This is a genomic window from Rhodospirillales bacterium, from assembly GCA_016712595.1.
GTDB lineage: Bacteria > Pseudomonadota > Alphaproteobacteria > Rhodospirillales > Defluviicoccaceae > Defluviicoccus.
On record JADJQT010000001.1, the window covers coordinates 1,156,228 to 1,169,422 of the forward strand.

Annotated in this window: 10 protein-coding genes; 2 read left to right on the forward strand and 8 right to left on the reverse strand. The window is 63.4% G+C overall.

Features of this window, described 5'->3' with window-relative positions; genetic code table 11:
- Window positions 1-37: 37 nt before the first annotated feature.
- The gene (locus IPK66_05265; protein MBK8174690.1) at window positions 38-736 is read right to left on the reverse strand and encodes a GDSL family lipase; all 699 of its coding nucleotides are present in this window, start codon (window positions 734-736) and stop codon (window positions 38-40) included.
- Window positions 737-1,035: 299 nt separating this feature from the next.
- Here IPK66_05265 and IPK66_05270 point away from each other — a divergent pair, with 299 nt between their 5' ends.
- On the forward strand, window positions 1,036-1,764 hold the full coding sequence (locus tag IPK66_05270) for an esterase family protein (protein MBK8174691.1): 729 nt from the start codon (window positions 1,036-1,038) through the stop codon (window positions 1,762-1,764).
- A 168-nt stretch (window positions 1,765-1,932) separates the two neighbouring features.
- On the forward strand, window positions 1,933-2,058 hold the full coding sequence (gene rpmJ, locus IPK66_05275) for a 50S ribosomal protein L36 (protein ID MBK8174692.1): 126 nt from the start codon (window positions 1,933-1,935) through the stop codon (window positions 2,056-2,058).
- A 141-nt stretch (window positions 2,059-2,199) separates the two neighbouring features.
- Here rpmJ and IPK66_05280 read toward each other — a convergent pair whose 3' ends face one another.
- From IPK66_05280 to IPK66_05310, 7 genes are all read right to left on the reverse strand, one after another.
- Complete coding sequence (locus IPK66_05280) at window positions 2,200-4,158, reverse strand: potassium/proton antiporter (GenBank protein ID MBK8174693.1); 1,959 nt, start codon at window positions 4,156-4,158, stop codon at window positions 2,200-2,202.
- Window positions 4,159-4,277: 119 nt separating this feature from the next.
- A complete protein-coding gene (locus IPK66_05285; protein ID MBK8174694.1) occupies window positions 4,278-5,168 on the reverse strand; it encodes a transglutaminase family protein in 891 nt (296 codons plus the stop codon).
- Between the two features lie 17 nt (window positions 5,169-5,185).
- A complete protein-coding gene (locus tag IPK66_05290; protein MBK8174695.1) occupies window positions 5,186-7,777 on the reverse strand; it encodes a circularly permuted type 2 ATP-grasp protein in 2,592 nt (863 codons plus the stop codon).
- Window positions 7,778-7,892: 115 nt separating this feature from the next.
- The gene (locus IPK66_05295) at window positions 7,893-11,252 is read right to left on the reverse strand and encodes a transglutaminase family protein (GenBank protein ID MBK8174696.1); all 3,360 of its coding nucleotides are present in this window, start codon (window positions 11,250-11,252) and stop codon (window positions 7,893-7,895) included.
- A 125-nt stretch (window positions 11,253-11,377) separates the two neighbouring features.
- Window positions 11,378-11,989 (reverse strand): urease accessory protein UreG, encoded by a 612-nt coding sequence (gene ureG / locus IPK66_05300; protein ID MBK8174697.1) that lies wholly within the window; start codon window positions 11,987-11,989, stop codon window positions 11,378-11,380.
- On the reverse strand, window positions 11,986-12,684 hold the full coding sequence (locus IPK66_05305; protein ID MBK8174698.1) for an urease accessory protein UreF: 699 nt from the start codon (window positions 12,682-12,684) through the stop codon (window positions 11,986-11,988). The genes ureG and IPK66_05305 overlap by 4 nt, the downstream gene beginning before the upstream one ends.
- Window positions 12,668-13,189, reverse strand: a complete 522-nt coding sequence (locus IPK66_05310) for an urease accessory protein UreE (GenBank protein MBK8174699.1) — start codon at window positions 13,187-13,189, stop codon at window positions 12,668-12,670. Before IPK66_05310 ends, IPK66_05305 begins: the two co-directional genes overlap by 17 nt.
- Window positions 13,190-13,195 lie beyond the last annotated feature (6 nt).

Here is a 13,195-nt window from a genome sequence, read left to right on the forward strand (position 1 = left end):
ACCGATGGCACCGAGGCAAGGAGATAGCAGATCGGAATTAACAAACCGATAGCGCATCGGGCATTGCATCGCGCTCCGGCGGATCGCGCCAGGCGGGGTGCGCCAAGGCGGTTCCAACACGTAAATCGCCGGCATGCCGCTCGATCCCGGTGATGTACTCAAAAAGGGAGCGCGCGAGGACGCGATAGCCGTCCCGGTTCATGTGCAGCGGGTCTTCCGAATAAAGTTCAAGCAACGATCCCATCCCGCGACCGACCATGCGCCGGGTAATGTCGACGAACCGGACGTCCTGCTGTTCGAACAGCGCGCGTTCGACGATCAGGTTGGTATAGGCGATGCGGTGCATGATTGCGAACCGCGCCGGACTGACCTTGATCGAGACGAACGCCATCGGGACCGCACCCAGCGCGTCGCGTTTGCGACGGACCAACGTCGCCACGCGGGAGAGAACCGCTTCTGGCGATGCGCCGTCGGCCAGATCGTTATCACCGGCGTAGACGACGACCATTCGCGGCGCGATCGGCACGACCAGCCGGTCGAAGTATTGGATGCAGTCCGCGAGCGTTGAGCCGCCAAAGCCGTGATTGACGACGTTGTAGCCGGGGAAATGCTGCTCGATGTCGTGCCACAAGGTGAAGGACGAGCTGCCGTAAAACAAAATCGGGTTGACCGAGCCCTGAGCTGAAAGGGTCCGCCGCTCCAACGCGCTCACTTCGTCGTCAAACCAGGAAGTCATCGCCACGATCGTCCCGAACGTTCAGCGTCGCGTTCGCCGGGAGCGCCGGGCATCGCACTCGCGGCTATTGGCGACAAGCATCGCCATACATCGGATCACTCCGATATTCCAGCTTTTCATCAAACTGTAACAAATACCAGCAGGTCGAACTTTAACGATCGAGCATATGTTCCGAAAATTCAAGCATTGATTAAACTTTAATCGTGATAATGATCGTGATACGAGGCAATTATTAATGTATTAAACGATCTATGAATGTATTTATTGTTTAACGCAACTGCAATAATTGTGTATAGCAAATGAAACGAGAATATCATAAATGGTATAGTCCAGCGCTTGGTCGCGATATGGAACTTCTCGTTTTCGGACACCGTGGTGCGCGCGTGCTCGCTTTTCCGCCGCGTTGCGGTCGTTTTTTCGACTACGAGAACAATGGGATCATTGACGTGTTGCGCCACCATCTGAATGAGGGGTGGCTGCAAGTGATTTGCGTCGACAGCATCGATCCGGAGTCGTTCTATTGTAATTGGTGCAACCCGCGCGATCGGGTGTTTCGACACATGGCCTTCGAGCGATACATCTTGCAGGAGGTTCTGCCGCTCAGTGAAACGATCAACGGAACACCCTACCTGACGTCACTAGGCTGCAGCTTCGGCGCGTATCACGCCGTCAACATCGCCTTTCGCCATCCGCACCGGTTCAACCGGGTGGTCGCGATGAGTGGTCGCTACGATCTCACCCAGGCGCCGGAGGGATTCCGCGACCTGCTCGACGGCCATTACGATCAGGACGTCTATTTCAATATGCCCAACCACTACATGGCGAACGTCGGGATGAACGGCATCCTCGCGCCGATCCGCCGGCTGGACATCAAGCTGATCATCGGCGAGCAGGACCCCTTTCTCGACGACAATCGGCGACTGAGCGATATTTTATGGCTACACGGCGTCTGGCATCTGTTCAAGGTATGGGACGGGCGAGCGCACAGCTATCGGCGTTGGCGCGAGATGATCGGATGGTTCGTCTGAGCGTGCGCAGTCTTCTCGGCAACGCGCAGGGGATGAATCGTGAGCGCTCCTGGTGTTGCGTTTGAAGCTGAGCCCTTCATGTTGACGAGCGGGGCATGCGCGATTATGGTCACGGCCACTGCGGCGGGGAAGGCCGCTCGCGGATCGTTGGTGTATTGGGCGGCGGCAATGAAGATCAGACATTCGATCAAGTCGGCAAGAACGCGCGAGCGGAGCTGCATCGTCGTGCGGCGCAAGCGACGTCTTTACGTCATCAACAAAAAGCACCCGCGGTATAAAACGCGCCAGGGCTGAGCGCGCCACTTACGGTGGCTGTTTTCCCTATTCTCGGTTGATGTAAAAGGCACGATCGGCGTAACCTGTCGCCAGAGCCGGCTCGAATTCGGGGCATGGTCTCGGCGGGCGGCGGTGCGCAGCGCCTCTGCGCCTGCCGTCTCAGTCTCGCACGATCGTTTGCGACGACGCAGTGGGCGTCTCCAGCGGTGGCGCGGGCAGCGCTGATGGTGGCTGCGAGTCTTCGGCGCTGTTCACCATCGGCGTTTGCGCCACGAGGAGTTCCTGCCGGCGCAAACGTTTTTGCTGGCGGCGCCGGCGGCGGCTCAATCGCAGCGCCCGGATAAAAGCGCGCATCTCCTGCCACGTCAGGAATACCGGAAGCTTTGGCTGCGCCGCCCGGCTCGGCTCGAGGGCAACGCCGATTTCGCCGATCTCGCCGGCGTCGGTGATCTCGCGGACGATCAGTTCGATCGCGCCCGCCGGCACGCGGTCGCCGGTTTCGGGTGTGCCCTGCATCCGGCGGGAGACGTAATCGGCGACGCTGAGCGTCGCATCCTCGTCGGCAACGGAAAAACCATAGGCCTCGGCAAGGTCGGCGATTTGTGTTCGCGGATCGATGGTAAAGTCGCCGAAAAATTCCCGGTCGGCGAGATCAAGCCCTGCCGGTCGGGCGAACAGCCGGTCGAGTAGGTGGACGAGTTTCGGCGACGCGAAAATATAGACGTAGTCACCGGCGCGCAGTCGTCCGGCGTCATGAACGCGGATCGTGCGACCATCGCGGACGATCAGGGACGGCCGTGCCCAACGGGGAACGCGCTCTCCCCGCGCTACCGGACTTTCGGCGGCGATCCTGTAGGTGATCAGTTCGTGGCTGGCACGTCCCGGCAGTTCGAGTTCGACCCGCTCGACCGGGCCGATCCGCGGAGGGACGATCAGCCCCAGCCACCGCGCCATCGGTCGGATCGTCCAGCCCTGAACCACCAGCGAGACGATGACGACGACGAACGCAACGTTGAACAGCAATCGCCCATTCGGCAGTTCGGCTACGATCGGTAAAATGGCGAGCAGGATCGAGACCGCCCCGCGAAGCCCGACCCAGGCGACGAACGTCGTCTCATTGCGGGTGAAGCCAAACGGCAGCAGGCACAGCCAGGCCGCGATTGGCCGGCCGACGAGGGTCAGAAAAAGAGCGAGCGCGACGGCGGGCCAGGCGATCCCCAGAAACTGCGAGGGGGTTGCAAGCAGCCCCAGGGTCAGAAACATCGCGATCTGGCTAAACCACGTCATCCCGTCCTGGAAGCGGCGGAGAAGCGCCAGTCTTTGCAGCCCGGAGTTTCCGGCAATCACTCCCGCGACATAAACGGCAAGATAACCGCTCCCGCTGGCAAACCCGGTTGCGGCGAAGACGCACAGAGCAAGGCTGAGGACGACGATGGGATAGAGCCCCGCCTCGAGCTTGAGGCGGCCGATAATCAGCACGATCGCCTGGCCACCGGCAAGACCGGCAAGCAGCCCGAAGCCCATCTGTCGGGCAAATGCCTCGAGGAAGGCAAGTCCGGTTGCGGCGGTGGCCGTGTCGGACGCGGAAATGATCTGCACCAGCGTAACGGTGAGGAAGATCGCCATCGGATCGTTTGATCCGGATTCCACTTCCAGCGTCGATCGGACCCGGTCGCGCAACGTGATGCCGCCGACGCGCAGCAAAAAGAACACCGCCGCCGCGTCGGTAGAGCTGACGATTGCTCCCAGCAACAGCGCTTCCAGCCATTCGAGCTCCAGCAGGAGATGTGCGGCGGCGCCGACGAGTGCTGCCGTCAGCAAGACCCCGACGGTCGCGAGCGTGAGTGCCGGGCCGAGCGCAGCGCGCACCGTGCGGAATTGTGTATTAAATCCGCTGTCGAACAGAATGACGGCGAGCGCGACAGAGCCGATAAAATAGGCTGCCGGTGCATCATCGAAAGTCAGGCCGCCGGGCCCGTCGACACCGGCGACGAGGCCGACCGCCAGAAACACGAGCAGCAACGGAGCGCCGACGCGGAACGAAATCAGGCTGGTGAAGGTCGAGATGGCGATAAGGCCAGCGCCGACGAGGATCGCGAGGTTCATCGCCTCGAACATTAGCGCCGCGTCGTCCTTGCCGTTTGAGAGTCCCCGATCGAACCCCTCCTTCTATACACGAGGACGCGCACAGGCGCGAGCGTACGCTTGCGATGATATCACTTATGGTGGAGCCGGGGTCAGGCGGCCCGATCACGATTAATCGGCACGACGTCAACCGCGACCTGCACGGTATGCGCGCCACCGCCGAAGATGGCGCCATTGACCGGACTGACGTCGCCGTAATCGCGGCCCCAGGCAAGCGTTACATGGTCGAGCGACACGGCGACATTATTGGTTGGATCAACGTCGATCCAACCGTGCTCCGGGCAGCACACCGAGACCCAGGCGTGTGACGCATCGGCTCCGATGAGCTTTTCCTTTCCTTCCGGAGGCCGGGTCATCAGATAGCCGCTGACGTATCGGGCCGGCAGCCGCAGCGATCGCAGACATGCGATTTGAAGATGGGCGAAATCCTGGCAGACGCCGCGTCGCGCCTTGAAGACGTCCTTGACCGGCGTGGATACCGTCGTTGCCGTGGGATCGAATTTGAAGTCCTTGAAAATGCGCCGTGTCAAGTCGATGACCCCGGCAAGCACTGGCCGCCGCGGCGGAAAACTGGCGATGGCGTAAGCGTGGATATCCGCGCTCGCCTTTGTCTTCGCTGTCTCGAAAACGAACTGCAACGCATCGCGGCCCGCCTCTGAGGTATCGTGGTAAAGGCGGCGATAAACGTCGTCCCAGGGTTGGGTCTGCTCGGGGATGACCTTTGGCAGTGACATCACCTCGATCACGCTGCGGGCATGCAGGATCAGTTCCTTGTGCTGATTCTGCAAGGTGATGTAAGTGACTGGATTGCCGTAATAATCGGTCCCACTCGAGTGCTGCGACGGCGTCGGCAGAATGATAAGCGCCGTGCGATGGCAGGTTTGATGCGCGCAGGCACGGGGGCTCAGATGCAAGAGATGGTGCGAGAACGACACCGGAATGGAGTACCGATAGGTAGTCCGATGACTAACCTCGTAGAGAATCGAAGAATTCCGCATGCTTACAAATCGGCCGGTCGTCGTGCTTCGGTGTGACTGAAATAATCACGGGTGATCAGCTCGGAGAGATGGGGAAGCGCGGAGCCGATGGTGTCGAGTAGCGCTTCCAGCGAGCCTCTCCGCCCCTCGCTGTCCTCGTCACAGAGTTGGGCGATTTCCGCCAGTCGAACCTCTGTCAGCAACGACAGCACGAGCCGCTGCTCGGGGGTGCGGACGTTTGCATCCAAATCGCGCGGCAGTGCGTCGACGTGTTCGACCAGCGCCGCCACCTGAAAGCCGACCGATCGGGGGTTGGTCTCGTCGAGAATCAACAGGTCGATCACCGGCGGCAGCATCGGCGTCGTCAGGTAGCGCGAGCGGTAGGTCATCAGGCTGTCGGCCAGTTCCAGCAGCAAGACGAGACTACCGTCCTCCTCGGGGTTGCCGCGGGCGAGCAGGCTGTGCAGCAGGTCCACCAGATGCTGCGCCCGCTCGAGCCTCCTGCCCATATCAAGGAAGCGCCAGCCGTGGTTGCGCGTCATGTTTTCGAGTTCCATGCCACTAAAGGCGGCAAGGGTGCGGATCGATTCGTCGAGTGATTCCAGAACGTCGCCGAGTTCGAGCGGATGCGCGCTCGATTGACTTTCACGCGGACGCTCGAGGATCTTGGCGTTGTTCAGATGGCTGAGCGTCCGCCATGCGTCGAGCGACAGCCGATCGCGCACGAGCGACGCCGTGCGGTGAAAGTGGCTGAGCGTTTCGCGTAAGCCATAGGCGAGGTTGGGATCGAACATCAACGCAGCGAGTTGGGTCTCGAGGCCGCGCATCGGATCGTCGTCGGCCGCTGCCGATGGCGGAGCGAGCTGACTTTTCTCGAAGAGCACGAAAAGCACGCGCTGCATCGCCGTTATGTTGTCGAGCGAACTGGAGTCCTCGGTCAGCCGGCGCACGACGCTGCGCAGGACGCGGATGATGTCCTCGGAGCGTTCGGCATAGCGTCCGAGCCAGAACAGATTGTCGGCGGCGCGGCTGGGCAGATCCTTGCCGGTCCGCCGCGGCTTGACGTAGCTGAGCGGTGAGCGAAGCAGCGTGAAGCTGCTGCTGACCGGCTCGTCCGACAGAACCCAGGTGTCCTTGGTGCCGTCTCCCCGGCGCAGAGCGATGGCCCGGGCGTCGCGGCTTTTCGATACGCGGGTAAGTCCGCCCGGCATGACGACGTAGCCGTTGTCTTTCGTCGCCGCGACGAACACCCGCAGGGTCATCGGGCGCGGTTCCAGACCGGCGCCCGTCCACACGGGTGTCGTCGATAGCGAGACGAGTTCCTGACCGACATAGGCGTCACCCCGCGCGTTGATCTGGTCAATGATCGCGCGGCGCTCGGTTGGCGACAGCGATGCGCCCCGCACGCCGCTGGTCGCATGCGACAGCAAGGTTCTTCGCTTGAATGCGGAATCGATGGCAAGACGGTCGATGTTCATGGACACGTAGTTGCGCACCTGCTCATCGCCGCACCACCACGTCGACGTGTTCGGGATCTCCAGGTCCTCGCCCAACAGGTGCCGGCACAGAGCCGGCATGAACGCCAGCATCGCCTTGGTCTCGGCCAGCCCGCTGCCGATCGCATTGGCGACGGTGACGTTTCCGGCGCGCGTTGCCTGCAAAAGTCCGGCTACCCCCAGCATCGAACTCGCCCGCAGCTCGAGAGGATCGCAGTCGTCCCCGTCGATCCGGCGCAAGATCAGGTCAACCGGCTTGAGGCCGTCGACCGACTTCAAGAACACCCGGTTGTCGCGAACGGTAAGATCGCCGCCCTCGGCCATCGTGTATCCGAGGTAGCGGGCAAGATAGGCGTGAGCGAAGTAGCCCTCGCCCTCAGGTCCCTGGGTAAGCAGAACGATGCGCGGGTTTTCGCGATTGGTGCGCGAAACCAGACTGTCATGCATCGATTGGAAGTAGTTGGCGAGGCGGACGACATGAAAGTCCCGAAACTGCTCGGGCAAGCATCGCGATAGCACAACCCGGTTTTCCAGGGCGAAGCCGACGCCAGACGGTGCCTGCGTGCGGTCAGCGAGAACCCACCAACGGCCATTCGGTGCCCGGCCGAGGTCGACGGCGTAGATATGGAGATAGACGTCGTTGCGAGGACGGATGCCATGACACGGACGCAGGAATTGCGGATTGCCCAGAACGACGGCGGGCGGCAGAAGTCCATCGCGCAACAGCGTTTGCGGGCCGTAAAGATCGGCGAGGATGGCATTGAGCACCTGCGCGCGCTGAATGATCCCCGCTTCGAGCGCGCGCCATTCGCTGGCGTCGATGACCAGCGGCACGAAGTCTAGATTCCAAGGCCGCCCGGCGTAGCCGCCGCTGCCTCCCGAACCGACGTCCGCTGTGTAGGTCAGGCCGTTCTCATGGAGCAGCCGCTCGGCAAGCCGCCATCGCTTGCCGAGCTCGCTTTCGCTCATGCTTTCCAGGCCGTCGATAAACTGCCGCCAGTGCGGCCGCAGGCAGCCATCCGCCGAGACCATCTCGTCGTAAACGCCCGGCAATGGCGTGTAGGTATCGTGCAGGCGTCCGGCGCGGAGCACCTCCGATGCTTGGTCGATCTTACTCACGCCCACGGAACCGGACGGGCGTATTCGCCGTGTGAGCGAGGTCCGCTTCGATTGAGGGGGCGAGGCGCGCGTGGCGCCATCGCCGGGCGCGCAGGACTTGGCAGAAGATGCATCGTCATCCGTTCAATCGACTCCAACGCAGATCGAGTGTCGAGGGGAATTGTTCGTTGTCGAGTTGCGCCGGTGGGCGGAAATGTCCTGGCGTATGTCCGAATGGGACGAAACGGGCGCAGCGCCGGCTTTCCGCCTCGTATGCGTTGACTGGAAACGTCTCGTAATTGCGTCCACCTGGGTGTGCGACGTTGTAGGTGCATCCGCCGAGCGAACGATTCGACCAGGTATCGAAGAGGTCAAAAACCAGCGGCGCGTCCGGTGGAAGCGTTGGATGCAGGCAGGCGGGCGGCTGCCATGCCCGATAGCGAACGCCGGCGACGTACTCGCCGAACGTTCCTGTGGATTGCAGCGGCACGCGCTGGCCGTTGCAGATCAGCACGAAGCGATTTGCCGTCAGGCCGGTGGTGCGCACCTGCAGGCGCTCGAGCGAGGAGTCGACATATCGGACGGTTCCGCCGATTGCTCCCTCTTCGCCCATGACGTGCCACGGTTCGAGCGCTTGGCGCAACTCGATCTTCACCCCGCCGTGGTCGACGGCGCCGTAAAGGGGGAAACGGAACTCGAAGTGCGGCGCATACCATTCGGCTTCAATCGGAATCTCCGCCCGGTTCAAGTCGCCGACAACGCCGAGAAGATCCTTCCAGACATAGTGGGGTAGCATGAAGCGGTCGTGCAGTGTCGTGCCCCATCGCACCAACGGCTGTGTGTACGGCTCGTTCCAGAACCACGAGATCAATGCCCGCAGGAGGAGGTGCTGGGCCAGACTCATGCGTGCGTGCGGCGGCATCTCGAAGGCGCGGAATTCGACCAGCCCCAGGCGCCCGGACGGTCCATCCGGATTATACAGCTTATCGATGCAAACCTCGGCCCGGTGGGTGTTGCCGGTAGAGTCGATCAATAAATTGCGCAAGATCCGATCGACCAGCCAGGGCGGGACGGGCATCGTGCCAGGATCGGGAATCTGCCGGAACGCCAGCTCCAGTTCGTAGAGCTGGTCGTTGCGCGCTTCGTCGACCCTTGGTGCCTGACTGGTCGGACCGATGAACAGCCCGGAGAACAGGTACGACAACGCCGGATGGTTCTGCCAATAGGTGATCAGGCTGCGCAGCAGATCGGGCCGGCGCAGGAACGGGCTGTCGGCGGGACTGGCTCCGCCGACGACGATATGGTTGCCGCCACCCGTCCCGGTGTGCCGGCCGTCGAGCATGAATTTCTCGGTGCCGAGGCGGGTATTGCGGGCGTCCTCGTAGAGTCCCGTCGTCGTTGCGACCAGTTCCGACCACGACCGCGAGGGATGGATGTTGACCTCGATGACGCCGGGATCAGGGGTCACCTTGATGACACCCATGCGTGGATCGGTTGGTGGCGTATACCCTTCGATCCGCACGGGCAGATCGACCGCCGCCGCCGCCGTTTCGATCGCAGCGATCATCTCGACGTAGTCGTCGGCGGTTTCGAGCGGCGGCATGAACACGCAGATGGTGCCGTCACGCGCTTCGATTCCGACCGCCGTGCGGACGGCGTTGATATCGATCGGCAGTTCCTGCTCGACGATCGTTTGCCGCTCGCCTCGCCCTTGCGATCCACCCGTTCCAAAACCACCTGCGGAACCGCCCGCAGGCGATGCGGGTGGCACGCGCCGCTGTTGGCGCAATCTCCTCGGTTCCGGCAAGGGGGGACGCTGTTCGAACGGATCGCCCGGCGAATAGTAGGGATACCACTCCGGGGTGATCCATGGCAGCGAGCCCAGCGGCAGGCGGAATCCGAGCGGGGAGTCTCCGGGAACCAGGAACAGCCTGCCGCGACGGAAGCGCCAGCGCTCGCTTGCCCAGCGGGCCCGCCCGTCGCGCGCGTTCCAGCGCTGCACCGGCAGGACATATCCGACGGGGTTGCCGAGGCCGCGCTCGAAGACGCGAGCGAGACGCGCCCGCTCTTCGGGGTCCTCCAGCTTTGAATCGAACGGATCGACGTTGTCCGGTAGCGACTGTTCGCGCGCGACGTAAGGGAACGGATCTTCGTAAGCCGGAACCGCGTACTCCGGATTGATATTCAGGCTCTCGGCGAGCGCGATGGCGAACTGCTCGGCGTTTTCGACGGTCGCCAGCGACGGGTTCGCGTCGCTGGCGATCAGCGCCGGGTCGTTCCACAGCTCCTTGCCGTCGCGCCGCCAGAACAGGGCATAGGCCCAGCGCGGCAGACTTTCGCCCGGGTACCATTTGCCTTGGCCGAAGTGGATCAGTCCACCAGGTGCGAAGCGGTCACGCAGGCGGCCGACAAGTTCGGTGGCGAGGTGGCGCTTCGCCGGACCGTCGGCATCCGTGTTCCACTCGGCGCCGTCCATATCGTCGATGGACACGAACGTCGGCTCGCCGCCGACCGTCAGCCGGACATCCGCCGCCTTCAGACGGCGATCCACCTCTTCGCCGACCGCGAGAATTCCCTTCCACTGATCGTCAGCGTAGGGCTTGGTCACCCGCGGTGTCTCGCGGATGCGCTCGATGGTCATTGAAAAATCGAAGGCGGTCTCCGCCGCGTCGACGCTACCGGTGATCGGTGCCGCGCTTTCCGGATCGGGCGTACACACCAGCGGCAGGTGCCCCTCGCCAGCGAACAGGCCGGACGTCGGGTCAAGACCTATCCATCCGGCACCCGGCAGGTACACCTCCGTCCAGGCATGCAGATCGGTGAAGTCCTCGGCGGCGCCGGCGGGGCCCTCGAGCGGCTTTTCGTCCGGTTTGAGCTGGATCAGGTAGCCGGAGACAAACCGCGCCGCGAGTCCGAGGTTGCGCAGGATCTGCACCAGCAGCCAGCCGGTATCGCGGCACGAACCGCGTCGAAAGCCGAGAGTCTGCTCACAGGTCTGGATGCCCGGCTCCATGCGGATAACGTAGCCGATATCCCCCTGTAGTCGCTGGTTGAGCGCGACGAGAAAGTCGGCGGTCAAGGTTTCTTCGCGCGGGACGCTGGCCAGCCATTCGCGGAGGAGCGGGCCGGCGGGCAGGGGCGTCAGGTATGGGGCAAGCTCCTTGGCGAGCCACGGCGCGTAGCTAAACGGGATCTTTTCCGCCTCGGGTTCAAGGAAGAAATCGAATGGATTGAACACCGCCATTTCGGCGACGAGATCGACGTCGACGCTGAATTCGCGTGTCCGCTCCGGGAAGACGAAGCGGGCGAGGTAGTTGCCCTGCGGGTCCTGCTGCCAATTGATGAAATGCAGTTTCGGCGTGACCGTCAGCGAATATGAGAGGACGCGCGTTCGGCAATGGGGGGCGGGGCGCAGACGAATGATCTGCGGGCCGAGTTGAACCGGCCGGTCATAGCGGTAGCTGGTTCGGTGACGAAGTGCGACGTCGATCGCCATGTTATGATTGCCTCGGCGGAGTTGTGTTTGCGTGGATCATCGCAGACCCGGTTGTTTCGCGGCAAGGCCGCTGGCGGGCGGCGAGCGCGCCGCCCATGCAGACCGACGCTGCGGCGGCGAGCAGCTCAGGCGACATCCAGGCCACCCGCGATGATAACGAACTGGGCGACGGTGTCGATGCCGTCGCCCGATTTCAGGTTGGTAAAGACGAACGGGCGCTCACCGCGCATTTTTCGCGCGTCCCGGTCCATCACATCGAGACTGGCGCCGACGTAGGGCGCGAGATCGGTCTTGTTGATGATGAGCAGGTCCGAACGGGTAATGCCGGGGCCACCCTTGCGCGGGATCTTGTCGCCAGCGGCGACATCGATGACGTAAAGCGTGATGTCGGCCAGCTCCGGCGAAAACGTCGCGGCGAGATTGTCGCCCCCGGACTCGATGAAAACGATCTGCAGATCGGGAAAGCGCTCGGTGATGTCGCGTACCGCCGCGAGGTTGATCGAGGCATCCTCGCGGATCGCCGTGTGCGGGCAGCCGCCGGTTTCGACGCCGATGATGCGCTCGGCGGCGAGCGCGCCGGAGCGGGTCAAGAACTGCGCGTCCTCTTGCGTGTAGATGTCATTGGTAATCGCGGCAAGGCGATATTGGTCGCGCATCCGCTTGCACAACGCATCGACGAGCGCCGTCTTTCCCGAGCCGACCGGCCCGCCGACCCCGACGCGAAAGGGACTGGTCATGACCGGAACAGCCTCGTGTACTGCGTTTCATGTCGCGCCGAGGTCCAATCGACCATCCAGGTTGCGGTTCCCAGGTCGGCCAGGCCGAGGCCTTGCGCGTCCTGAGCCACGGCGCGGATCGTCGCCTCCAGTCCCGCCAGGACGCGTAAGGCATCGCTCTGTCCCAAGGGGATCAAGCGCGTTCCCGCCGAGACCAGGTTGGCGGCGAAGGCGTGCACGAAGGCGACGAGGCCCGCCGATATGTCGATGCCGGCGGCGGCGATCGCCACGCCAGCGACCAGCGGGTAGGACGGCGGCCGTTTGAGATCCGCCGCCAAGTCGGCGAGCGCATCGAGGCGCGGATGCGGCCATGCGGCGCGCACGCCATCGAGGAATGCCCGTCCTTGCGCGGCGCTTTCCAGTGCCATCTCGAAGGTGGCGCGAAAGGCGTCTGCCCAGGCGAGGGTCTCGGCGAGGCGCACGTCGTCGCGGGCGCGCTCCGCCTGCCATGCCGCATACACAAGGATCGCATCGCACCGTCCGCTGCCGTGGCGGAGAATGGCGTCGATCCACGCGCGCAGCCCGACGGCATCGGTGATGAGGCCGCGTTCAACCGCGGCTTCGATACCGTGCGAATAGCTGTAGGCGCCGACGGGAAACGCCGGTGACATCCACGTCATCAGCCGGAGGAGAGCGCCGTCAGTGATCGGCGGCATGGTTGGCATCGATGTCGTGGTCGTGGTCATGGATGTGCGCAGGGGGCTGCATCGCCGGCGCCGCCACCTCGGCTGCGTAGGCGCCGGGCTCGGGGTTAAAGGGAGCCAGCCGGTAGAACAGCCGCGCACCCGACCGGCGGAGCATGTCGGCCAGCACCGCATCGGCGCGCAGGCGGATCGTGGCGTCGGCGAGGACCTGCACCTGTGCGTGGCGATTGCCGATATGCCAAGCGAGGCGCACGGAATCGGCCACCGTGGCGCCACGCGCCTCGATCACCGCCTCCTCGGCGGCGCACACGCCGATGACGCCGCCCCCCTCGAGTCCGAGGCCGTCGCCGTCGGCGAGCTGCACCGGCCGGTCCAGGTCGAGCAGGAACGGCTCGCCGGCGTCATCGTGCATGCGCAGGCGGCGGCGGCAGCGTTCGTCGTACGGCAACGTTACGGTCGCCACGGGCTCGACTTCAATCCACGATCCCCGCGGTAGAACTATGATCGCCTTTCGCATCGCAAT

Excerpts from the sequence above, each read along its gene's own strand:
- IPK66_05265 (MBK8174690.1), bottom strand. The coding sequence starts at position 736 with ATGACTTCCTGGTTTGACGACGAAGTGAGCGCGTTGGAGCGGCGGACC.
- IPK66_05310 (MBK8174699.1), bottom strand. The coding sequence starts at position 13,189 with ATGCGAAAGGCGATCATAGTTCTACCGCGGGGATCGTGGATTGAAGTC.
- IPK66_05270 (MBK8174691.1), top strand. The coding sequence starts at position 1,036 with ATGAAACGAGAATATCATAAATGGTATAGTCCAGCGCTTGGTCGCGAT.
- IPK66_05305 (MBK8174698.1), bottom strand. The coding sequence starts at position 12,684 with ATGCCGCCGATCACTGACGGCGCTCTCCTCCGGCTGATGACGTGGATG.
- IPK66_05295 (MBK8174696.1), bottom strand. The coding sequence starts at position 11,252 with ATGGCGATCGACGTCGCACTTCGTCACCGAACCAGCTACCGCTATGAC.
- ureG (MBK8174697.1), bottom strand. The coding sequence starts at position 11,989 with ATGACCAGTCCCTTTCGCGTCGGGGTCGGCGGGCCGGTCGGCTCGGGA.
- rpmJ (MBK8174692.1), top strand. The coding sequence starts at position 1,933 with ATGAAGATCAGACATTCGATCAAGTCGGCAAGAACGCGCGAGCGGAGC.
- IPK66_05280 (MBK8174693.1), bottom strand. The coding sequence starts at position 4,158 with ATGTTCGAGGCGATGAACCTCGCGATCCTCGTCGGCGCTGGCCTTATC.